This window comes from Sphingomonas lycopersici (assembly GCF_026130605.1).
Lineage (GTDB): Bacteria > Pseudomonadota > Alphaproteobacteria > Sphingomonadales > Sphingomonadaceae > Sphingomonas > Sphingomonas lycopersici.
Map to the genome: position 1 here is coordinate 45996 of NZ_JANFAU010000004.1, position 22903 is coordinate 68898.

Below are 22903 nucleotides of genomic sequence, written 5' to 3' on the forward strand. Positions count from 1 at the left end.
CAGGCGGGAATCCATTCGCGCAGGTCGGGGAAAGAGTCGCGAGGGCAGCCAGAATGGATTCCCGCCTGCGCGGGAATGACGACGAACACTCAGCGCGCCCCTCGTTGTTGATATTGCAAAACACTCGCAATAAAAACCTTAACCTTCCTGCTTTAACGGGTTGCCCCGGGTGACGGATAGGCGTAGGCGGCCTTTCCATTCACGTCGCAACCTCTAGTGAAAGGGATGGAATGGCCCGCAAGAAGATCGCGCTGATCGGCGCCGGCAACATCGGCGGTACGCTCGCGCATTTGGCCGCCCTCAAGGGCTTGGGCGATATCGTCCTGTTCGACGTGGTGGAGGGCGTGCCGCAGGGCAAGGCGCTTGACCTGTCGCAATGCGGCCCGGTCGAAGGCTTCGATGCCAAGATCATCGGCACCAACGATTACAAGGATATCGCCGGGGCGGACGTGATCATCGTCACCGCCGGTGTCGCCCGCAAGCCGGGCATGAGCCGCGACGATCTGCTCGGCATCAACCTCAAGGTGATGAAGTCGGTCGGCGAAGGCATCAAGAACAACGCGCCCGACGCGTTCGTCATCTGCATCACCAACCCGCTCGACGCGATGGTCTGGGCGCTGCGCGAATTCTCCGGCCTGCCGACCAACAAGGTCGTGGGCATGGCCGGCGTGCTCGACTCGGCGCGCTTCAGCCACTTCCTCGCCGAGGAATTCAACGTCTCGGTCAAGGACGTGAACACCTTCGTGCTCGGCGGCCACGGCGACACGATGGTGCCGGTGCTGGAGTATAGCACGGTCAGCGGCATCCCGGTCAGCGATCTGATCGCGATGGGCTTCTCGACCAAGGAAAAGGTTGACGAGATCGTCAAGCGCACCCGCGGCGGCGGCGGCGAGATCGTCGCTTTGCTCAAGACCGGTTCGGCCTATTACGCCCCGGCGACCAGCGGCATCGCGATGGCCGAGGCCTATCTCTATGACCAGAAGCGCATCCTGCCGGCCGCCGCGCATCTGTCGGGCGAATATGGCGTCGACGATCTGTACGTCGGCGCGCCGGTGATCATCGGCGCCGGCGGCGTCGAGAAGGTGGTCGAGGTCAAGCTCGGCGACGAGGCGAAGGCCAACCTTCAGGTCTCGGTCGATGCGGTCAAGGAACTGCTCGTGGCGTGCAAGGCGATCGATAGCTCGCTGGCGTGACATAGGCGCTCAGCTGTGTCCCCGCGAAGGCGGGGACACAGACTGGGTTCCCGCCTTGGGTTCCCATCAAAGTAATACTTTGATGAGGGCCCTTCGCGGGAGCACATTTTACGCTGTCGTTCGCGAGGGCACATTACAAGGAGCCGATGAACAAGCGCGGGTATGTTTACATCATGGCGAATGGTCGCGCCGGCACCATCTATATCGGTGTCACCTCGGATCTCGCCGCCCGCGCTTATCAGCACCGCAACGGGCTGATCGACGGCTTCACGAAGGAATATGGTTGTCACCGTCTCGTCTGGTACGAAGCGTATGACGACCTCGACGAGGCCCGCTTACGCGAGCTTCGCATGAAGAAGTGGAACCGCCAGTGGAAGCTGGCGGAGATTGAGCGAATGAACCCCGGCTGGGACGATCTGTTCGAGTCGTTGTTTTGATCGGCAATGTGCTCCCGGTGGGAGCACAGGCTGGGTCCCCGCCTCCGCGGGGACACAAGGAGTTGAGAACCCGCATGAGCATTCTCGTCGACAGGAACACCAAGGTCATCACCCAGGGGATGACCGGCAAGACGGGCACCTTCCACACGAAGGCCGCGCTCGATTACGGCACGCAGATGGTCGGCGGCGTGACGCCGGGCAAGGGTGGCACGGTGCATGAGGAGCTCGGGCTGCCGAACTTCGACACCGTCGCCGAGGCGGTCGCCAAGACCGGCGCCGATGCCAGCGTGATCTATGTCCCGCCGCCCTTCGCGGCCGATTCGATCCTCGAGGCGATCGACGCCGAAGTGCCGCTGATCGTGTGCATCACCGAAGGGATTCCGGTGCTCGACATGGTCAAGGTGAAGCGCGCGCTCTCCGGCTCCAAGTCGCGGCTGATCGGGCCGAACTGCCCGGGCGTGCTGACCCCGAACCAGTGCAAGATCGGCATCATGCCGGGCAATATCTTCCGCGAAGGTTCGGTCGGCGTCGTCTCGCGCTCCGGCACGCTGACCTATGAGGCGGTGTTCCAGACCTCGAACGCCGGGCTCGGCCAGACCACCGCGGTCGGCATCGGCGGCGATCCGGTCAACGGCACCAACTTCATCGACGTGCTCGAACTGTTCCTCGCCGACGAGGCGACCCAGTCGATCATCATGATCGGCGAGATCGGCGGCTCCGCCGAGGAAGAAGCGGCGCAGTTCCTCAAGGACGAGGCCAAGCGCGGGCGCAAGAAGCCGATGGCCGGGTTCATCGCCGGGCGCACGGCGCCGCCGGGCCGTCGCATGGGTCACGCCGGCGCGATCGTGTCGGGCGGCCAGGGCGGCGCCGAGGACAAGATCGCGGCGATGGAAGCCGCCGGGATCAAGGTCGCGGCGAGCCCGAGCGAGCTCGGCTCGACCTTGCTCGAAGTGTTGAAGGGTTGATCATTCCGCCCCGGGGGCATGTTGCTTCCGGGGCGACAACGGCATCTCTCCCCAGGATGCCCGAGGACAAAGCGTCATGGGCTACGAAGGCCAGGATTTCGCGGATATCGCAGGCGGCGTCTCGCCGGCGTTCATCGATGCGCTCTATGCGCGCTACAAGGCATCGCCCGACAGCGTCGAGCCGGGCTGGCGCGCCTTCTTCGAGGGGCTGGAGGGCGCGACGTCCGGGCCGTCGTGGGAAAATGCCCGCTGGCCGCTGACCTCGACCGACGACCTCACCGCGGCGCTCGATCCGACGCAGATGGAGCCCGCGCCCAAGCCGGCGAAGGGTGGCAAACCCGCCCCGGCGGCCGCGGCCCCCGCCCCCGATCAGGACGCGGTGGTCAAGGCCGCCGCCGATGCGATCCGCGCGCAGATGCTGATCCGCACCTATCGCGTGCGCGGCCACCTCGCCTCCAATCTCGATCCGCTCGGCCTCTCCGGGCTGCGCGAACTGCCGGCCGATCTCACGACCGAATATCACGGCTTCTCCGACGCCGATCTCGATCGCCCGATCTATCTCGGCGGCACGTTGGGGCTGCAATGGGCGACGGTACGCGAGATCGTCGACATCCTGCGCGCCAATTACTGCGGCAATGTCGGCCTCGAATATATGCACATCGCCGACGTGGAGGAGCGTCGCTTCCTCCAGGATCGGATGGAGGGCAAGGACAAGGCGATCGAATTCACCGACGCCGGCAAGAAGGCCATCCTCACCAAGGTGATCGAGGCCGAGCAGTGGGAGAAGTTCCTCGGCCGCAAATATGTCGGCACGAAGCGCTTCGGGCTCGACGGCGGCGAATCGATGATCCCCGCGCTGGAGAGCGTGATCAAGTACGGCGGCCAGATGGGCGTCAACGAGATCGTCATCGGCATGGCGCACCGCGGCCGGCTCAACGTGCTCGCCAATGTGATGGCCAAGCCGCTCCGCGTGATCTTCCACGAATTCGCCGGCGGCTCGGCCAACCCCGATGACATCGGCGGTTCGGGCGACGTCAAATATCACCTCGGCACCTCCACCGACCGCGAGTTCGACGGGCACAAGGTGCATATGTCGCTCGTCGCCAACCCGTCGCACCTCGAGGCGGCGGACCCGGTGGTGCTGGGCAAGACCCGCGCGATCCAGACGATCGCGAACGACCTCACCGAGCATTCGCATTCGCTGCCGGTGCTGATCCACGGCGACGCGGCGTTCGCCGGGCAAGGCATCGTGTGGGAATGCCTCGGCTTCTCGGGCATCCGTGGGTACAATACCGGCGGCTGCATCCATTTCGTCATCAACAACCAGATCGGCTTCACCACCAGCCCGCAATTCGCGCGCTCCTCGCCCTATCCGTCGGATGTGGCGAAGGGGGTGCAGGCGCCGATCTTCCATGTGAACGGCGACGATCCCGAGGCGGTTACCTTCGCGTGCAAGATGGCGATCGAATATCGCCAGAAGTTCCACCGCGACGTCGTGATCGACATGTGGTGCTATCGCCGCTTCGGGCATAACGAGGGCGACGAGCCGAGCTTCACCCAGCCGCTGATGTACAAGGCGATCCGCAGCCACGCGCCGGTCAGCGAGATCTACGGCCAGCGGCTGATCGCCGAGAAGGTCGTCGATCAGGCGTGGATCGATACGACCAGCCAGCAGTTCACCACCCTGCTCGAAGGCGAGTTCGAGGCGGGCGCGAGCTACAAGCCCAACAAGGCGGATTGGTTCGCCGGGCGCTGGTCGGGTCTCTCGATCCCGGCCGATCCCGAAACCGCGCGGCGCAGCGTCGATACCGGCATCGAACCCAAATTGTTCGACGCGATCGGCCGGCTACTCACCACGGTTCCCGACTCGATCTCGATCCACAAGACGCTGGCACGCGTGATCGACGCCAAGCGCGAGATGTTCCGCACCGGCGAGGGCTTCGACTGGGCGACCGGCGAGGCGCTGGCCTACGGCTCGCTCCTGTCGGAAGGCTATGGCGTCCGCCTCTCGGGGCAGGATTCGGGCCGCGGCACCTTCTCGCAACGCCACGCGGTGTGGGTCGACCAGAATGACGAGCATAAGTACGTGCCGCTCGCCAATGTCGAACACGGCAATTTCGAGGTGCTCGACAGCCCGCTGAGCGAATATGGCGTGCTCGGGTTCGAATACGGCTATGCGCTCGCCGATCCCAAGACGCTCGTGCTGTGGGAGGCGCAGTTCGGCGACTTCGCCAACGGCGCGCAGATCATGATCGACCAGTTCATCGCCGCGGGCGAGGCCAAGTGGCTGCGCGCCAACGGCCTCGTGATGCTGCTGCCGCACGGTTACGAGGGCCAGGGGCCGGAGCATAGCTCGGCGCGGCCGGAGCGTTTCCTCCAGCTGTGCGCGGGCGATAATATGCAGGTCGCCAATTGCACCACGCCGGCGAACTATTTCCACCTGCTGCGCCGGCAGATGCATCGCCCGTTCCGCAAACCGCTGATCATCTTCACGCCGAAGTCGCTGCTGCGGCACAAGATGGCGGTGTCGAGCGCGGCGGACTTCCAGGGCGACAGCCACTTCCGCCGTCTGCTCTCCGATCCCTCGGCGCCGGCCGATGCGGATACCAAGCGGCTCGTGCTGTGCACCGGCAAGGTCGCCTACGACCTGATCGAGGCGCGCGATGCGGCGGGCGACAAGCATACGCAGATCGTCCGCGTCGAGCAGCTCTATCCTTTCCCCGGCGAGCCGCTGGCCGTCCGCCTCGCGCGGATGCCCAATCTCGAGGAAGTGATCTGGGCGCAGGAAGAGCCGCGCAACAACGGCTATTGGTTCTTCGTCGAACCCTTCATCGAGCAGGCGCTGATCAAGGCGAACTGCCCGGTGAAGCGCCCGCGCTACGCCGGCCGCGCCGCCGCGGCATCGCCGGCGACCGGGCTGATGAAGCGCCACCAGGCCGAGCAGGGCGCCCTTGTCGCCGATGCGCTGGGCCATAATGTGCGTGAGGAAATCCGCCGTACCCGCGAAAGCGGCACGGCGAAAAAGGCCGGCAAGGCCGGCGCGTGACGTTCCGTCGCCCCGGTTCCGGCCGGGGCGTCAATGACGAGGTTTAAGATGGCAACCGAAGTTCTGGTCCCGACACTGGGCGAATCGATCACCGAGGCGACGCTGGGCGAATGGCTCAAGCAGCCGGGCGACAAGGTCGCCGCCGACGAGCCGATCGCCAGCCTCGAGACCGACAAGGTCTCGGTCGAAGTCCCCTCGCCGGTCGCCGGCGTGATGGGGCAGCATGCCGTGCAGGTCGGCGATACGGTGCAGGTCGGCGCGATGATCGCGACGGTCGAGGCCGGTGGCGGCGCCGCCGCGGCTGCGCCGGCTGCCGCGGCCCCTGCCCCCGCGGCTGCACCGGCCCCGGCCGCGAGCCCCGATGCGCCCGCCGCGCTCTCGCCGTCGGTGCGCCGCGCGGTGCTCGAACACGGCGTCGATCCGGCGACGATCAAGGGCACCGGCAAGGACGGCCGCCTGACCAAGGAGGACGTCGCCGCCGCCGCGACCGCGGCGACCGCCGCCAAGGCGCCCGCTGCCGAGGTGCCCGCCACCCCGTCGGTCGCCGCATCGACCGGCCGCAAGGAAGAGCGCGTCCGCATGACGCGGCTGCGCCAGACGATCGCGCGCCGGCTGAAGGATGCGCAGAATAGCGCCGCGATGCTCACCACGTTCAACGACGTGGACATGAGCGCGGTGATCGAGGCGCGCACCAAGTACAAGGACCTGTTCGAGAAGAAGCACGGCGTGCGGCTCGGCTTCATGGGCTTCTTCGTGAAGGCCGCGTGCATGGCGCTGAAGGATATTCCCGCCGTCAACGCCTCGATCGAGGGCGATGAGATCATCTATCACGATTATGCCGATATCTCGGTCGCGGTCAGCGCGCCCAACGGCCTCGTCGTGCCGGTGATCCGCGATGCCGATCAGCTGTCGGTCGCCGGGATCGAGAAGACGATCGGCGATTTCGGCCGCCGCGCCAAGGACGGCACGCTCAAGATGGACGAGATGAAGGGCGGCACCTTCACCATCTCCAACGGCGGCGTGTTCGGCTCGCTGATGTCGACCCCGATCATCAACCCGCCGCAGTCGGCGGTGCTCGGGCTGCACCGGATCGAGGATCGCCCGGTGGTCCGCGACGGCCAGGTCGTCGTCCGCCCGATGATGTATCTCGCGCTGAGCTACGACCACCGGCTGATCGACGGCCGCGAGGCGGTGACCTTCCTCGTCGCGCTCAAGAATGCGATGGAAGACCCGACGCGGATCCTGATCGACCTTTAATCGAACGGCCGTCGCCCCAGCGAAAGCTGGGGCCGCGTGCCACATGGGTTGCGCTTGCCGCCTGAGATCCCAGCTTGCGCTGGGATGACGGTTGCCTTCCTACTTCCGCGTCTCGCTCAGCGGCTTGAGCGACGTCCCGCTCAGATACATCATCGTCACCGAAATCTCGGTCACGCCCTGCCCGACATGCACCGCGGTCTGCTTGGGCGAGGGCTTGCGGCCGAAGATGAAATCCCACACCGTCACCCGCGGGTTGCCCGAGGCGCCGCCGCCGTCCTTGCGATCGGTCTCGCCGTTGGCATTGGCGTCGTGACGCACGTCGATCGCATAATTGCCCGGCGCTGCGACCGGCATGCAGACGCGGATCGGCTCGGTGCGCGGGGTGGGGATTTCCACCTTGGTCTGCCATTTGGTCTTGTCGAACCAGGTCGAGGTCGCCCCGCCGAAGGTGCGCACCCGCACCGTGCCGTTGCGGTTGCTCAATCCGGTGATGTCGACGAGAATCGCGGGCGACTTGCCGTGCGCGCACACCGCCGCATCGGGGCCGAGGATCGGCGCGCCTTCGCCGGCGCCAACGGCCGGCGCCGCACCTGCAGTCATCAATAGGGCCGCAAAAGCGACACGGGAATAATCGAACATCAGAACGCCATTGCCGCACCGTGCGGCGGTTTTACGGCAGGATAGCAGCGGACGATGACGGTCTCGCTTCAACCCGCGGCAAGCTTACGCAATTTTACAAGCATATCCTCCAGCCCGTCGATCCGCGCCGCGGCACGCCGCGCCGCCGCGCGTTCGAGCCGGTCGAGCAACGCGCCGATCGACGCTTCCCCCTCCCCCGCCGGCACCGGAGAGGCCTCGATCCGCGCGCGCCGGACGGGTGCCAGCGAGCGAACCGCCCGAACCGGCGCGCGCGGCACCGCCGGCACCGCGCCGGGATCGAATGCCGCAAGCGGCTGATCGAGATCGGCCGGAATCGGCTGCCCATGTTCGGCCGTCCGTGCGTCGATGAGCAGCACCGGCGCGCCGAGCTCGCTATGCGCGGCGATCGGTCGCCGCGCGGGGGCATCGGGGTGCGCATCGGCGCGCCGCAGCAGCGGGATCGCGCCGAGCCGGGTCGCGCGGCGCCGGCGCGGCGCGAGCAACGGCAACGCACCGAGCGCGGCGACCACGCCCCCCACCGCGATCGCCGCCAACATCCGGCCGGTCATCCCGACCGGCGCAAATGCCCCAAGCGGCAACTCCTCGACCGCCGCATCGAACACCCCCGCCGGTGCGGCGGCGACCAGCGCCGCGGCGATCAGCCCCGTCGCCAGCGCCAGCGCCGGCAACAATTTTCGTGGGTTCAGGCGGGTGTCGTGCTGGGTTGCGGCCATGATTCATCCATCCGCTCGGCTTTTGCCAGACGTTGGTAAACGGGCTGATAACGAGAAACGTTGAGCGCCCAGTTGCGCTCCGCATCGACGAACGCGCGCGCCCGCGCCCGCCGCGCATCCCAGCCGGCACGATCGGCGAGCAGCCCGGCGAGCGCCGCCGCGATCGCCGACGGATCGTCGGCGGCGAACAAGGTGCCGGTATCGCCGTCGCGGATCAGCTCGCGATGCCCGCCGACATCGGAGGCCGCGACCAGCTTCCCCTGCGCCATCGCCTCCGGCGGCTTGAGCGGGGTGACCAGATCGGTCAGCCGCATCCGTTTGCGCGGATAGGCGAGCACGTCGGTCACGCCGTAATAACGCTCGACCTGATCGTGCGGCACGCGCCCGACGAAGACGATGCGATCGGCGACCGGCGACGCGGCGGCCTGTGCGCGCAACGCCGCCTCCATCGGCCCCCCGCCGACCAGCAGCAGCCGCGCCGCGGGCCGCGCCGCGACGAGCATCGGCATCGCCGCGATCAGATCGTCGATCCCTTCATAATCGTAGAAGCTGCCGATGAACCCGATCGTCTCGCCGTCGAGCCCGAGTGTCGCCGCGAGCCCCTCGTCGCGCGGCCCCGGCGTGCCGAACAGCCCGAGATCGACCCCATTGGGGGAGACGAATATCTTCGCCGCGTCGATCCCGCGCGCGATGAGATCGCCGCGCAACCCCTCGCAGATCACCGCCACCGCGTCGGCGCGTCGCACCGCCCAGGTCTCGAGCGCACGTGTCGCGCGATACCGCGCCGACCCCTCGCGCCCCGTGCCGTTGCCGACCGCCGCATCCTCCCAAAAGGCGCGGATCTCGTAAACCAGCGGCAACCTGCGTCGCCGCGCCACCCACAGCGCCGCCAGCGCGCCGAGCACCGGCGAATGCGCGTGGAGCACATCGGGGCGATAGCTTTCCGCCACCGCATCGATGCGCCGGGCGAAAGCGGCGATTTCCGCCAGCTCGCCGACCGGCGCGGGAAAGGCGCGCGGCGGCACGGTGCGGTGGAAATCGATCCCGTCGACCTGTTCGAACGCCGCCGCGGACCGGCCCTGCCGCGGCCCGGTGATCGCCGCGACTTCCCAGCCGCGCGCGATCTGCGCCGTCAGAATCGCGCGGGTGCGGAAGGTGTAGCCGCTGTGCAGCGGCAGGCCGTGATCGAGGATATGGAGGATACGCATCGCAAGAATATGCTTGCCACACGATCATTTAACGCCGCGTCAACCGCGTGCCGATAAAGCCGGCGCCACGCAGCACGAGGGATTTCGCGCCGATGATCGACAATTTCGCGCTCGGCCTCACCCACGGGCTGATGCTGCTCGCGGCGTGGCTGCTGCTGCGCCGGCCCGATCTCGACCGCGAAACGCCGCCACCGGGTCGCGATACCCCGCAGGAGCGTGAACCGCGTGCGTGATCTCGCCTTCATCGGCTTCCTGCTCGCATTGTTCGGGATGGGGCTGCGCCGCCCGTTCCTGTTCGTGCTCGCCTATGTCTATATCGATATCGTCTCGCCGCAGCGGCTGACCTATATGCTGCTCAACAGCCTGCCGATCTCGCTGATCGCGGGCGCGGCGGCGTTCGGCGGCTGGCTGGTGTTCGACGACAAGAAGGATTGCCGCGTGGCGCCACGGCAGGGGCTGATCCTGCTCCTGATCCTCTATTGCGGCATCACCACCCGCACCGCCGACTTCCCGGCGGAAGCGCTCGATAAATGGGATTGGGTGTGGAAGGCGCTGGCCTTCGCCGCCTTCCTTCCGCTCACCCTGCGGACGCGGCTGCGGATCGAGGCGCTGCTCCTGTTCATGACGCTGTCGGCCGCGTCGATCGTCATCGTCGGCGGGATCAAGACGTTGTTCTCGGGCGGTGGCTATGGCGAACTCAACCTGATGGTCGCCAACAATTCGGGGCTGTACGAAGGCAGCATCATCTCCGCGGTCGCGATCTGCATCATCCCGATCGTGTTGTGGCTGGCGCGCTACGGCACCTTGTTCGGCACCGGGCACGCGGTGAAGGCGTTCGCTTATGCGCTGGTGTTCGCCTGCCTGCTGATCCCGGTCGGCACCTCGGCGCGCACCGGGCTGATGTGCATCGGGCTGCTCGCGGTGCTGATGCTGCGCGAGGTGAAGCGGCCGATGCTCTACCTCGGCGCGCTGGCGCTGGCGGGGCTGGTCGCGGTGCCGTTCCTCCCCTCGGCATTCAGCGACCGGATGGCGACGATCAAGACCTATCAGGCCGACGAATCCGCCTCGACGCGCCTCGCGGTGTGGCAATGGACGTGGGAATACGCCAAGACCCACCCGTTCGGCGGCGGCTTCGAAGCCTATCGGCAGAACCGCATCCGGTACGACACGGTTGCAGTGAAGGGATCGGGCGCGTCGACCACGGTCGAGCGCAACCTGACGGTCGACAAGAGCCGCGCCTATCATTCGAGCTATTTCGAGATGCTCGGCGAACAGGGCTATCCCGGGCTTGCTCTATGGCTATTGCTCAGCCTTTCCGGGCTGATCCGCATGGAGATTCTGCGCCGTCGCCACCGCGAGGGCGACTTCGCCTGGGGCGGCGCGCTGGCGGGGGCGTTGCAGCACGCGCATCTGATCTACCTGCTCGGCGGCGCCTTCGTGGGGATCGCATTCCAGCCGTTCATCTACATGCTGATCGGCGCGCAGATCGGGCTCGATACCTATCTGACGCGGCGGCGGCGCGAGGCGACGTGGCGCCCGATGTTCGGCAAACGCCTGACGCCCGCCGCAGCTTGACCCGTCTTTTCATCCGACTTCCTGCTCCCCTCCCTTGAACAGGGAGGGGAGAAGAAGGGGAACGGCGCGAAACCCGCGTCGGAGTGCAGGAACCGCGGATTGGACGTTTCGTTACGAACAGGTATCGAAGGCGGCGAGGCATATGTCCCGGCCGCCACATCCCGCACGGCCCGATCAAGGAAACGACATGAGCAACACCAGCGCCCCGGCCAAGGCGCCGATCCTGCCCCATGAAGATTGGAACAATCAGTTCGAGACGCTCTATCACGCAAGCATCACCTGGGTCGCGACCCATTGGCTGCAGATCGCGATCGCCTGCGGGATCGGCGTTGGCATCGCCGCGCTGCTGATGTGGCTCCGCGCCTGCGGGGCGCGGCTTGCCGGGCGCGACAAGCACGGCACCGGCTGGCCGGTGGTGCTCGGGCGCGCGATCCAGCGTACCAACAATTATTTCATCGTCCTGCTGACGATCCGGCTGGTCGAGGGCTTCGCCGGCGCGCCTCACCCGGTTTCGGCCACGATCCACTTCCTGTTCACGATCGTCGCGGTGTTCCAGTCCGCGATCTGGGCGCGGGAGGTGATCCTCGGCGCGATCGAGCATCGCACCCATTCGGAACATTATTCGGGCGAAGCGCTGATGAGCGCGATGGGGCTGATCCGCGTGCTCGTCAGCTTCGCCTTGTTCGCGATCGCGTTCATCGTCGTGCTCGACAATCTCGGGGTCAACGTTACCGGGCTGATCGCCGGCCTCGGCGTCGGCGGCATCGCGATCGGCCTCGCCGCGCAGGGCATCTTCGCCGATCTGTTCGCGGCGCTGGCAATCATCTTCGATCGCCCGTTCCGGCGCGGGGACGCGATCTCCTACGGCCAGTCATCGGGCACGGTGGAGGAGATTGGCCTCAAATCCACCCGCATCCGCGGCACCAACGGCGAGGAGCGGATCATCTCCAACCGCAAATTGCTCGATCAGGAAATCTGCAACAACACCCGGCGCCAGTTCCGCCGCACCACCTTCACGCTCGGCATCGCCTATGACACGCCGGCGGAAACGCTGCAGGCCTTCCCCGACATGGTGAAGGAAGTGGTCGAATCGTGCGGGCTGGTCTTCGTCCGCTGCGGCTTCCTCAGGTTCAATGCGTCGACGCTCGATTTCGACATCGAGTTCGACAGCGACACCCCCGATTTCGCCGATGCCTTCGACGGGCGACACAAGGTCGGCATCGCGCTGATCAAGATGTGTGCCGAAAAGGGCATTTCCATCCCCTTCCCTACCCACACCATCTCCAACCCCACGGCCGGCAATCACATCCCGCCACCGCCGCCGGCGACCCCGGCCGGCGACTCGCCGCATGCCTGACTTTCACGAATTCGAAGATCGGGTTCGGATTAATTCGGCAAGGTTTCCCTAGCGGAACGCGCGTTTTTCAAGCCTTCGGTCAGCCAAGGCTTGCAGCGCCGGGCGTTCCGCGCCTACAGGAGGCGATCACGCTGCGCTGCGGCGCAATAAATCGATGGAGGGATTGTGACCCCGGACGAGATGAAGGCCAGCATCGGCAAGGAAAGCGTTTCCGAGTGGATCGAGGTGACGCAGGAGATGATCAACAAGTTCGCCGACGCAACGGGCGATCATCAGTTCATCCACGTCGATCCCGAGCGCGCCAAGCTCACCCCGTTCGGCACGACGATCGCGCACGGTTTCCTCACGCTCTCGCTGCTGCCGCAGCTCAGCGCCAAGAACCCCGGGATGCCGCGACTCGACGGGGTGAAGATGGGGGTCAATTACGGCGGCAACAAAGTGCGCTTCCTCGCCCCGGTGCCGTCGGGCTCGCGCGTCCGCGGCCGCTCGAAGATCACCGAATTCGAGGAAAAGCGCCCCGGCCAGTTCCAGTTCACCACCGAGACGACGGTGGAGATCGAGGGCGCCGACAAGCCCGCGATGATCGCCGAATGGATCACGCAGGTTTTCGCCTGATCCGCTCGACACAGCTTTAACCGATTGATCCTTCAGGAGAGCATCACATGCGTTCCGCCGTTATCGTTTCCACTGCCCGCACCCCGATCGGCCGCGCCTATCGCGGGGCGTTCAACAACCTCCCTTCGCCGACGCTCGCCAGCCACGCGATCAAGGCCGCGGTCGAGCGCGCCAGGATCGACGGCGCCGAGGTGCAGGACGTGGTGTTCGGCGCCGCGCTGCAGCAGGGCGCGCAGGCGACCAATATCGCGCGCACCTCGCTGCTCCGCGCCGGGCTGCCGGTGACGGTCTCGGGCATGTCGGTCGACCGCCAATGCGCCTCGGGGCTGATGGCGATCGCCACCGCGGCGAAGGAAATCATCACCGATCAGATGGACGTGACGATCGGCGGCGGCGTCGAATCGATCAGCCTCGTCCAGACCCCGCAGATGCGCGTGCAGCCCGATCCCGAACTGATCGCGATGCACAAGGACATCTACATGCCGATGCTGCAGACCGCCGAGGTGGTCGCCAAGCGCTATGGCATCAGCCGCGACGCGCAGGACGAATATGCGCTCCAGTCGCAGCAGCGCACCGCCGCCGCGCAGGCCGCGGGCAAGTTCGACGACGAGATCGTCAGCGTCACCGCCAATATGGCGGTGGTCAACAAGGAGACCAAGGAAGTCTCCTATAAGGAAGTGACGCTCGCCAAGGACGAGGGCAATCGCCCCGAAACGACGCTGGAGGGGCTGAAGTCGCTCCAGCCGGTGCTCGGCCCCGATCTCAACATCACCGCCGGTAATGCCTCGCAGCTGTCGGACGGCGCTGCGGCGAGCGTGCTGATGGAGGAGAAGCTGGCCGAGAAGCGCGGGCTGCAGCCGCTCGGCCGCTATGTCGGGATGGCCGTCGCGGGCACCGAGCCCGACGAGATGGGGATCGGCCCGGTCTTCGCGATCCCGAAGCTGCTCGACCGGTTCAACCTCAAGATGGACGATATCGGGTTGTGGGAGCTCAATGAGGCGTTTGCGGTGCAGGTGCTCTATTGCCGCGACAAGCTCGGCATCCCCAACGAGCTGCTCAACGTCAACGGCGGCGCGATCTCGATCGGTCACCCATACGGCATGTCCGGCGCCCGCATGACCGGCCACGCGCTGATCGAGGGCAAGCGCCGCGGCGCGAAATATGTCGTGGTCACGATGTGCATCGGCGGCGGCATGGGCGCGGCGGGGCTGTTCGAGGTCCTGTAAGCCGCCTGACGGGCGAAAACAAAAAGGCCCCGGCCGTTTGTGCGGTCGGGGCTTCTCATTTCGTCCTTCCCGCGAAGGCGGGAATCCATTCGGGCTGGCCTTCCGGCTAAATCGCTACACCGGCGTCGATGGATTCCCGCCTTCGCGGGAAGGACGGAGCAAATAGGGGTTTCGCGAACAGCGCTGCGTCTCAACCGTCATTTCGTTCGCGCCCTGTTCTCCTCGCGCGACTTTCGTGGCAAGGTCGTGCGCGTGTCGGACACCCCCTCCCCGCGCAAGATCATCCATATCGACATGGACGCCTTTTATGCGTCGGTCGAGCAGCGCGACAACGCCGAGCTGCGCGGGCGCCCCGTCGCCGTGGGCAGCGCGGAAGCGCGCGGCGTCGTCGCGGCGGCGAGCTATGAGGCGCGTGCCTTCGGGGTACGATCGGCGATGCCCTCGATCACCGCACGGCGGCGCTGCCCTGAGTTGGTCTTCGTCCGCCCGCGCTTCGACGTCTATCGCACGATCAGTCACCAGATCCGCGCGATCTTCGCCGATTATACCCCGCTGATCGAGCCGCTGGCGCTCGACGAAGCCTATCTCGACGTCACCGAGGATCTGCGCGGGCTCGGCTCGGCGCGCGCGATCGCGCAGGAAATCCGCGCCCGCATCCGCGCGGAGATCGGTCTCACCGCCTCGGCGGGCGTGAGCTACAACAAGTTCATCGCCAAGCTGGCATCGGACCAGAACAAGCCCGACGGGCTATGCGTGATCCCGCCGGCGAAGGGACCGTCGTTCGTCGCCGCACTACCGGTCGCGCGTTTCCACGGCGTCGGCCCGGTAACCGCGCGCCGGATGGCGGCGCTGGGGATCGAGACCGGAGAGGACCTGCGCGGGCAATCGCTCGATTTCCTCCGTGCGCATTTCGGCAGCCACGCCGATTATCTCCATAGCGCGGCGCGGGGCGTGGACGAGCGCCCGGTGCGCCCCGACCGTCCCACCAAGTCGATCGGCGCCGAGCGCACCTTCGACCATAATCTCGCCGATCCGGGGGAGATCGCCGCGGCGATCGATCATGTCGCCGAAGCGGCCTGGGAGCGCGTCATGCGTAGCGGCGAGCGCGGCCGCACCGTGACGCTCAAATTCCGCCGCGCCGATTTCCGCACCTTCACCCGCGCGCGCTCGCTGGCCGATCCGGTCGCCGGCCGCGCGCAATTCGCCGCGATCGGCCATTCACTGATGACGCGCGAGCTACCGGTCGAGGGGGGCGTGCGGCTCCTGGGGCTTACGCTCTCCGGCATCCTCGACCCCGAGGAGCGCGATCAGCCGGTGCTGCCGCTGGATTAAAAAAACCCGTCCGCCCTGAGCTGGTCGAAGGGCTGCCCTTCTTCCATGGAAGAAAAGTGCAGGGCTTCGGCAGGCTCAGCCCGAACCGGGGTCAGGTCAATCCTCCTCCAGTGCAGCGGCGTCGATCCGGCGCAGCATCGTGGTGAACGCCTCCAGTTCCGCCGGGGTGAATCGCGCGAAGACCCGCGCCTCCAGCTCCAGCGCCTTGGGCGCGACGAGCGCATAGAGTTCTCGCCCCGCCGCGCTCAGCGACAACAGGTGCGAGCGCTTGTCGCTCTCGTTCGGCGCGCGTTCGAGCAGCCCCCGCCCGACCAAAGCGATCGCGGCGCGGCTCACGGTCACCTTGTCCATCCGCGTCCGCTCGCCGATTTCCGCCTGGGTGATCGCATCGACCTCGGCGATCACCGCCACCAGCCGCCATTCGGGAATCGTCAGCCCGAACATCGATTCATAGGCATGGGCGATCCGGTCGCTCACCAGATTCGAGGTGATCGACAAACGATACGGCAGGAACCGATCGAGCTGTAGGCGATTGGTCATACGGGAACGGTAGCATTTGACACGACTTGCTCAACACGCAATAATAGTTTCAATTGATACCAACCCCTTTGGGAAGACCTGTCATGACCCCCGACAATCCGCTTGGCCTCAACGGTTTCGAGTTCGTCGAATTCACCTCGCCCGATCCCGAGGCAATGGGGCGGCAGTTCGAGCAGCTCGGCTTCACGGCGACCCACCGTCATCCGACCAAGAATATCACCCGCTACAAGCAGGGCCGCATCAACCTGATGCTCAACCGTGACGAGGCCGGGCGGGTTGCGGCGTTCCGCGGCGAACACGGCCCCTCAGCAAGCGCGATGGCGTTCCGCGTCGCCGATCCCGATGCGGCGATGAAATGGGCGCTGGAGCATGGCGCGAAGCGCACCGACGAAGACGATACGGTGATCCAGGGGATCGGCGGCAGCTATCTCTATTTCATCGAGGACGGCACCGATCTCTACGCCGACTGGGCCGAATTCCCCGGCTGGCGCGAGGCGGAGGCGAAGAACAATGTCGGGCTCGACCTGCTCGACCACCTCACTCACAATGTCCGCCGCGGACAGATGCGGGTATGGTCCGAATTCTACCGCACGCTCTTCAACTTCGAGGAACAGAAGTATTTCGATATCAAGGGCAAGGCGACCGGGCTGTTCAGCCAGGCGATGATCGCCCCCGATCACGCGATCCGCATCCCGCTCAACGAGAGCCAGGACGAAAATTCGCAGATCGAGGAATTCATCCGCGAATATCACGGCGAGGGCATCCAGCATCTCGCGCTGACCACCCCGGATATCTACGACACGGTCGAGCGGCTGCGTGCGCGCGGGGTGAAGCTGCAGGACACGATCGAGACCTATTACGAGCTGGTCGACAAGCGCGTCCCCGGCCACGGCGAGGATCTCGAGCGGCTCAAGAAGAACCGCATCCTGATCGACGGTTCGGTCGAGACCGGCGAAGGCATCCTGCTGCAGATCTTCACCGAGAATATGTTCGGCCCGATCTTCTTCGAGATCATCCAGCGCAAGGGCAACGAAGGGTTCGGCAACGGCAATTTCCAGGCGTTGTTCGAAAGCATCGAGCTCGATCAGATCCGCCGCGGGGTGATCAAGGTCGACGCCTGATCGCAGGGTCATCGCGTTCCAAATTGCGTCCCCGTGAAGGGGAGACCCAGACTGGGCTCCCGCCTCCGCGGGAGCACATTTTGTGGTACGTTCCGCGCCCCCACCCCGAAAGCACGTCCGCTGACCGAACGCCTCATCGTCACGCCTGCCGGCATCGCGCTCGGCCCGCTCGATCTGATCGCCGACGGCGCGGCGCGCGGGTTCGTGATCGAGATGCGCGCCGGCCGTTTCCACGGCTTCGTCGTGCGTCGCGGCGATGCGGTATATGGTTATGTCGACCGCTGCCCGCATATGGGGCTGCCGCTCGCGCAGAAACTCGACGATTATGTCGCGGGCGATATGATCGCGTGCAGTTGGCACGGCGCGGTCTTCGATACCGCCTCGGGCAAGTGCCGCGGCGGCCCCTGCCCCGGCACCGGGCTGACGCGCTGGCCCGTCACGATCCGGGACGGCACGATCGTCACCGCCTGATCCTAAATTATTGCAGTTCGATGACGAATACGGCAAGCTGCTTCGTTCGAAGGAGTGACGCGCGCAATGGCGAAGGCAACCGCCAACGGTATCGAGATCGAATATGACGAGTTCGGCGCGAAGGATGCGCCGGCGGTGTTGATGATCATGGGGCTCGGCGCGCAGCTGGTGCGCTGGCCGATGGCGCTCGTCGATGCTTTGGTCGCGCGGGGCTATCGCGTGATCCGCTACGACAATCGCGATGTCGGTCTGTCGACCAAGTGCGATTCCGCCGGCACCCCCAATTTCGCGCTGATGGCGGTGTCGCACATCCTGCGCCGCCCGATCCGCGCGCCTTATACGCTCACCGACATGGCCGCCGACGCCGCCGGACTGCTCGACGCGCTCGGGATCGAGCGCGCGCATGTCGTCGGCGCCTCGATGGGCGGGATGATCGCGCAATTGTTCGCCGCGCACTGGCCGGAGCGGACCTTGTCGCTCACCTCGATCATGTCGACCACCGGCAATCCCGCGCTCCCGGGCGCCTCGTTGCAGGCGATGAGCATCCTGCTGCGGCGACCGCGCGACAACGATCTCGAGGCGATCGTCGCCCACGGCGTGAAAGCGGCCAAGGTGGTCGGCGGCAGCTTCCCCGAGGACGATCGCTTGATGGCCGAGCGCTATCGCGACGAAATCGTCCGCAACCATCACCCGTCGGGCTTCGTTCGTCAGATGGCCGCGATCCTCGCCGACGGCGATCGCCGCACGCGGCTGAAGACGATCGCTGCCCCCACCGTCGTGATCCACGGTGCGGACGATCCCTTGGTCCCGGCCGAGGGCGGACGCGATACTGCCGCCGCGATCCCCGGCGCGCGGCTTGTCGAGATCCCCGGCATGGGTCACACGCTGCCCCCGGAGGTGATCCCGACGGTGGTCGCCGCATTCGAAAGCGTGGCACGGCCGAGACTGGCACGCGCCGCCTGAACGACTTCAGCTTCGCTGCTTAGGTCACCCCGACCTTGCGCCGGGGTGACGAAAGCCGCGCCGTTACAGCCGCACCAGCATCTTCCCCATATTCCCCCCGGTGAAGAGCCCGCGGAACGCCTCGGGCATCGCCGCGATCCCTTCATGCACGGTTTCGTGGCGCTTGAGCTTCCCTTCCTTCAGCCACCCGCCCATGTCGCGATAGAAATCGCCCATCTGCGCGAAGAAATCGCTGACGATGAAGCCGCGGATATTGATCCGCGCGCCGATCACCTTGGCGAGATAGCGCAGCTCCTGCGGCTTGGCATCATTGTAGATGTCGATCATCCCGCAGATCGCGAACCGCGCGTGCAGTCGCGCAGCGAGCAACGCCGCATCGAGATGGTCGCCGCCGACATTGTCGAAATAGACGTCGATCCCGTCGGGTGCCGCCTGCATCAGCCCGCGCGCGACCGGCCCGGCCTTGTAATCGATGACCTGATCCGCGCCGAGTTCCTTCACCCAGGCGCATTTGTCGGCGCCGCCCGCGGCACCGATCACCGTCATTCCCTTGGCCTTGGCGATCTGGACGACGGTCGAGCCGACCGCGCCCGCCGCGGCGGAGACGAACACCACGTCGCCGGGCTTGGCCGACGCCACTTCGAGCAACCCGAAATAGGCCGTCATCCCCGGCATCCCGAGCTGACCGAGATAAGCCTGATCCTCGACCCCCAGCGCGGGCAGCTTCTGCGCCTCGGCGGCGTCGAGCACCGCTTCCTCGCGCCAGCCGAGCATATGCTGCACCTTGGCGCCGACCGGGAGATCGGGGCTGTTGCTTTCGACCACCTCGCCGATCGCGCCGCCCTGCATCGGCTCGCCCAACGCGAACGGCGGGACGTAGCTTTTCACGTCGTTCATCCGGCCGCGCATATAGGGATCGACCGACAGCCAGCGGTTGGCGACGCGCACCTGCCCCGCGCCGAGCGGCGCCGAAGGCACGTCGATCAACGCGAAATTATCGTCCTCCGGCATTCCCGCCGGGCGTGATTTCAAAGTCCAGGCACGTGCCATCGCTCTCCTCCTCTATCGCCTTGTTCGAAGCGAAGGTATGGTGCGGTGGGCAATAAAAACAAGGGGGCTCGATCGCCTGCGACACGGCCCGCGCGGACAAAGTTCAGATTTGTTGCATGAGGGCGTTGCATCGCCCGGCAGAGGCCGCTAATGGCGTCGCTCCCGGCGATGCCGGGGCACCGGGCGGGGCCGTAGCTCAGATGGGAGAGCGCTGCAATCGCACTGCAGAGGTCAGGGGTTCGATTCCCCTCGGCTCCACCACCCGGAACCTTCGGAAATCGCAAACCGCTTCGCTACGCAGGCAATTCTGCTGCCGCTCCGGTGCGCGGCCGCCGGCCGATCCGATCCTTGAGCTTGTTGAAGGGCAGCTCGACCAGGAAATAACTCGCGATTGCCAGGCCGATCGAAACGACGGCTACCGCGGTTACGTACAGCACCCGGTTGTCATCCTGCTGAAACCGGATCGCCGATATGAGCAGCATATAGTGCCAGAGGTACAGGCCGTAGGACAATTTGCCGACGAACACGAAGGGCTTGAACGTGAGGAAAACGCGCGCCCAGCCGTCCACCACCGTGAACTTGATCAGCGCCGCCGATGCCAGCGTCGCGGCGAAGAGCCCGCTAGCCCAGATGAAACTCGCGTCGGCCTTCAGCGCGATATAGCATCCGAACAGGGTCACGATCGCGACATAAGGCATCCACGCGCGATACGGGATCGACTTTTCGACCAACGCCAGAAGGCAGCCGACCAGCAACGCGTCCGCTCGTGTGTCGAAGCCGTTATAGATACGTTGAACCTCTGCACCGTCGACAATCAGGTAGAACCGCCACGCAACGATGATCGAAATCGCCGTGAGCAGCAGACGGATACGCCGCCGTTTGACGACGAAAAGCAGCATCAGCGGCCATAGCAGATAGAATTGCTCCTCGATCGCCAGCGACCATGTGTGACCGAGCGCGCCTTCCTCCCCCAAACCGAATGCGCGGTTGAAGTTCATCGTATAACTACCAGCGAACAACGCCGCTTCCACCGCGCTGTCCAGCTTCGCGGTCAATATCGCGATCACCAGCGATGCCGCCAGCACAAGGGCAAGCGCAGGCGACAGACGCAGAAATCGTTTAAGATAGAAGCGCTGGAGATTCAGCGTCCCGGTGCTGTCCAATTCTTGCACAAGGATCTTCGTGATCAGATATCCGCTAAGTACGAAAAACAGGGTGACGCCCACCCATCCGCCGGGCAAACGCCCCCAGGTGAAATGCGAAGCCATGACGAGCGCCACCGCCGCGGCGCGCAAGCCGTCCAGACTTGGGCTGTATCGCATGTTGACCTTTTTGGTTAATCTACACTTAATTTCCCCTGCCGATATTTCGTCGCGCAACGCAACTGCGGAATGGCCGTCGCGTAGCGACTGATCCGTTTTGGGACACATGTCGGCGAGGCGACCCGCGCGACGCGAGAGCGGCGCCACCTCCCTCGCCCCATTGGCGCCGGGTCCGAATGGTCACCAACAGAGCGATGGCGGCGGGTCGCAACGTTCTTGCACGGTCCGCAGACTGGCAACCGCAGGCCGATTGCAAGCCGCTCCACGGGCTCCGAATAAGCCGGAAATCGCGCCACCTCGCCTCCGCGGCCGGAGCCGGACAGCGCGTGCGGTAATATCGATGAAGTTTTTTACGTTATGATTGAAGCTGATGGCAAACTGGTTGCCACCTTCCACGGCAGATCATCCGCACCCGATAATCTCACATCGAATGCAGATGATGCTCGCAGATTCATACAGAGTTTTACAATCGCACCGCGCCGCGGCGCTTTTACGGAAGCTGAAAGCCCGGTGCCTTGAACTGATGCCCCTGCGACATGACGTAGACCACGCGGGTCGACGCCTCGATCTGATCGATCGGATTGCCGTCGAACGCGACGATATCGGCCGATTTCCCCGGCTCGATCGTCCCCGCCTTGGCGGAGATGCCAAGCAGTTCGGCGTTGGTCAGCGTCACCGCGCGCAAGGCCGCGGCCGAGCTCATCCCGCCTTGGCGCACCATCAGCACCATCTCGTCGCCCGGCGTCCCGCCGAAATCGGTGCCGACCGCGAGCGTCACGCCGTTGCGCAGCGCGACCTTGACCTGCCGGCCGATCCCGTCGGGCTGCGCCTCGGGCATGCCGAGCACCTTCATGCGGGTATTCTCGCTGATCGGGCGATCGCCCGGCTTGGGGTTGCGCACGCGGCGCAGCACATCGGTCGGCGCTTCGAGCGTCGGCACCAGATAGGTGCCGTGCGCCTTCATCAATTTGGCGCCCTCGTCGTCAAGATAATTGCCGTGCTCGATCGAATCGACACCGGCGCGCACCGCGGCCTTGATCCCCTCGGCGCCGATCGCGTGGGCCATCACCTTGCGCTTCATCAGATGCGCGGCGTCGACGATCGCGTGGAGCTCGGCATCGGTGAATTGCTGGTCGAGCCCGGTATAGCTGTCGTCGACCACGCCCGCGGTATCGATGATCTTGATCTGATCCGCGCCGAGCTGGATCTGCCGCCGCGTCACCTTGGCGCATTCGCCGTCGCCGTCGCACACGCCGCTGGAGAAGGCCGGCGGCTGGAGCGAGGCCTGGAAATTGCCGTTGCGGAAATCGCCGTGCCCGCCCGTGGTGGTGATCGGCGCGCCCGAGGCGAGGATGCGCGGCCCGACCACCAGCCCCTTGTTGATCGCATCGCGCAGCGGGAAGATGATTTCGGGGGTGCCGCCCGCGTCGCGCACGGTGGTCGCCCCGCCCATCACCTTCTCGCGCGCGTTGCGCAGTGCCGCGGTCAGATCGCCCGCGCCGACATGGACATGCGCGTCGATTAGCCCGGCCATGACGAATTTGTCGCGCAATTCGACGATCGCGACATTGGCCGCGGTAACGCCGTTGCCGATCGCCTCCGCGCCGACGAAGCCGGGGCGCACCGCCTCGATCCTGTCGTTCTTGACGATGATGCTGGCATCCTTCGCCACCGGCTTGCCGGCATCGGCCATCAACGTACCGGCGTGGATGATCGTCCAGCGATCGGGGGCCTTCTCCGCCTTGGGCGCGAGCACGCTATCCGCCTGCGCCAGCGCCTGACCAGACACCCCCAGCAGCGCGGCCGCCACGGCCAGCGCAATCGTCTTCGTTTTCATGATCTTCCTCTGTCC

Annotated in this window: 21 protein-coding genes and 1 tRNA gene; 15 read left to right on the forward strand and 7 right to left on the reverse strand. The window is 65.8% G+C overall.

What is annotated here, in order from left to right:
- The first annotated feature begins 230 nt into the window (after positions 1 to 230).
- From mdh to odhB, 5 genes are all read left to right on the forward strand, one after another.
- Positions 231 to 1193 (forward strand): malate dehydrogenase, encoded by a 963-nt coding sequence (gene mdh / locus NED98_RS09720; protein WP_179511381.1) that lies wholly within the window; start codon positions 231 to 233, stop codon positions 1191 to 1193.
- Positions 1194 to 1339: 146 nt separating this feature from the next.
- Positions 1340 to 1630: a GIY-YIG nuclease family protein gene (locus NED98_RS09725; protein ID WP_265312849.1), complete on the forward strand. Its 291-nt coding sequence runs from the start codon at positions 1340 to 1342 to the stop codon at positions 1628 to 1630.
- 74 nt (positions 1631 to 1704) lie between these two features.
- On the forward strand, positions 1705 to 2595 hold the full coding sequence (gene sucD, locus NED98_RS09730; protein ID WP_179511380.1) for a succinate--CoA ligase subunit alpha: 891 nt from the start codon (positions 1705 to 1707) through the stop codon (positions 2593 to 2595).
- 76 nt (positions 2596 to 2671) lie between these two features.
- A complete protein-coding gene (locus tag NED98_RS09735; protein ID WP_265312850.1) occupies positions 2672 to 5641 on the forward strand; it encodes a 2-oxoglutarate dehydrogenase E1 component in 2970 nt (989 codons plus the stop codon).
- Positions 5642 to 5689: 48 nt separating this feature from the next.
- Positions 5690 to 6898 carry a 2-oxoglutarate dehydrogenase complex dihydrolipoyllysine-residue succinyltransferase gene (gene odhB, locus NED98_RS09740; RefSeq protein ID WP_179511378.1) on the forward strand — a complete coding sequence of 403 codons (1209 nt, stop codon included), beginning with the start codon at positions 5690 to 5692 and terminating at the stop codon, positions 6896 to 6898.
- Between the two features lie 99 nt (positions 6899 to 6997).
- On the opposite strand, the gene NED98_RS09745 is transcribed toward odhB, so the two are convergent.
- The 3 genes from NED98_RS09745 to NED98_RS09755 form a co-directional block, all read right to left on the reverse strand.
- A complete protein-coding gene (locus NED98_RS09745) occupies positions 6998 to 7498 on the reverse strand; it encodes a DUF2141 domain-containing protein (RefSeq protein WP_265312851.1) in 501 nt (166 codons plus the stop codon).
- Between the two features lie 107 nt (positions 7499 to 7605).
- On the reverse strand, positions 7606 to 8271 hold the full coding sequence (locus NED98_RS09750) for a hypothetical protein (protein ID WP_265312852.1): 666 nt from the start codon (positions 8269 to 8271) through the stop codon (positions 7606 to 7608).
- Positions 8241 to 9479, reverse strand: a complete 1239-nt coding sequence (locus NED98_RS09755; RefSeq protein ID WP_265312853.1) for a TIGR04063 family PEP-CTERM/XrtA system glycosyltransferase — start codon at positions 9477 to 9479, stop codon at positions 8241 to 8243. Before NED98_RS09755 ends, NED98_RS09750 begins: the two co-directional genes overlap by 31 nt.
- A gap of 92 nt (positions 9480 to 9571) precedes the next feature.
- Here NED98_RS09755 and NED98_RS09760 point away from each other — a divergent pair, with 92 nt between their 5' ends.
- From NED98_RS09760 to dinB, 6 genes are all read left to right on the forward strand, one after another.
- On the forward strand, positions 9572 to 9712 hold the full coding sequence (locus NED98_RS09760; RefSeq protein WP_179511374.1) for a hypothetical protein: 141 nt from the start codon (positions 9572 to 9574) through the stop codon (positions 9710 to 9712).
- On the forward strand, positions 9705 to 11054 hold the full coding sequence (locus NED98_RS09765; RefSeq protein WP_179511373.1) for a putative O-glycosylation ligase, exosortase A system-associated: 1350 nt from the start codon (positions 9705 to 9707) through the stop codon (positions 11052 to 11054). Before NED98_RS09760 ends, NED98_RS09765 begins: the two co-directional genes overlap by 8 nt.
- Before the next feature lie 187 nt (positions 11055 to 11241).
- Positions 11242 to 12411: a mechanosensitive ion channel family protein gene (locus tag NED98_RS09770; RefSeq protein WP_265312854.1), complete on the forward strand. Its 1170-nt coding sequence runs from the start codon at positions 11242 to 11244 to the stop codon at positions 12409 to 12411.
- 180 nt (positions 12412 to 12591) lie between these two features.
- Positions 12592 to 13026: a MaoC family dehydratase gene (locus NED98_RS09775; RefSeq protein ID WP_179513608.1), complete on the forward strand. Its 435-nt coding sequence runs from the start codon at positions 12592 to 12594 to the stop codon at positions 13024 to 13026.
- 47 nt (positions 13027 to 13073) lie between these two features.
- Positions 13074 to 14252 carry an acetyl-CoA C-acyltransferase gene (locus NED98_RS09780; protein WP_179511371.1) on the forward strand — a complete coding sequence of 393 codons (1179 nt, stop codon included), beginning with the start codon at positions 13074 to 13076 and terminating at the stop codon, positions 14250 to 14252.
- A gap of 252 nt (positions 14253 to 14504) precedes the next feature.
- Positions 14505 to 15584 (forward strand): DNA polymerase IV, encoded by a 1080-nt coding sequence (gene dinB / locus NED98_RS09785; protein ID WP_265312855.1) that lies wholly within the window; start codon positions 14505 to 14507, stop codon positions 15582 to 15584.
- A 96-nt stretch (positions 15585 to 15680) separates the two neighbouring features.
- On the opposite strand, the gene NED98_RS09790 is transcribed toward dinB, so the two are convergent.
- A complete protein-coding gene (locus tag NED98_RS09790) occupies positions 15681 to 16124 on the reverse strand; it encodes a MarR family winged helix-turn-helix transcriptional regulator (protein ID WP_179511369.1) in 444 nt (147 codons plus the stop codon).
- Positions 16125 to 16207: 83 nt separating this feature from the next.
- On the opposite strand from NED98_RS09790, the gene hppD reads away from it, so the two are divergent.
- From hppD to NED98_RS09805, 3 genes are all read left to right on the forward strand, one after another.
- Positions 16208 to 17245 carry a 4-hydroxyphenylpyruvate dioxygenase gene (gene hppD, locus NED98_RS09795; RefSeq protein WP_179511368.1) on the forward strand — a complete coding sequence of 346 codons (1038 nt, stop codon included), beginning with the start codon at positions 16208 to 16210 and terminating at the stop codon, positions 17243 to 17245.
- Between the two features lie 120 nt (positions 17246 to 17365).
- Positions 17366 to 17716, forward strand: a complete 351-nt coding sequence (locus tag NED98_RS09800; protein ID WP_265313104.1) for a Rieske (2Fe-2S) protein — start codon at positions 17366 to 17368, stop codon at positions 17714 to 17716.
- A gap of 66 nt (positions 17717 to 17782) precedes the next feature.
- Positions 17783 to 18679 (forward strand): alpha/beta fold hydrolase, encoded by an 897-nt coding sequence (locus NED98_RS09805; protein ID WP_265312856.1) that lies wholly within the window; start codon positions 17783 to 17785, stop codon positions 18677 to 18679.
- Positions 18680 to 18742: 63 nt separating this feature from the next.
- Here NED98_RS09805 and NED98_RS09810 read toward each other — a convergent pair whose 3' ends face one another.
- Positions 18743 to 19729 (reverse strand): NADP-dependent oxidoreductase, encoded by a 987-nt coding sequence (locus tag NED98_RS09810; RefSeq protein WP_265312857.1) that lies wholly within the window; start codon positions 19727 to 19729, stop codon positions 18743 to 18745.
- Between the two features lie 185 nt (positions 19730 to 19914).
- Here NED98_RS09810 and NED98_RS09815 point away from each other — a divergent pair.
- A tRNA-Ala gene (locus NED98_RS09815) sits at positions 19915 to 19990 on the forward strand.
- Between the two features lie 32 nt (positions 19991 to 20022).
- On the opposite strand, the gene NED98_RS09820 is transcribed toward NED98_RS09815, so the two are convergent.
- Both NED98_RS09820 and NED98_RS09825 read right to left on the reverse strand, forming a co-directional pair.
- Entirely contained in the window at positions 20023 to 21198 is a 1176-nt protein-coding gene (locus NED98_RS09820; RefSeq protein ID WP_265312858.1) for an acyltransferase family protein, read from the reverse strand.
- Between the two features lie 343 nt (positions 21199 to 21541).
- Entirely contained in the window at positions 21542 to 22888 is a 1347-nt protein-coding gene (locus NED98_RS09825) for a metal-dependent hydrolase family protein (RefSeq protein WP_265312859.1), read from the reverse strand.
- Positions 22889 to 22903: the final 15 nt, after the last annotated feature.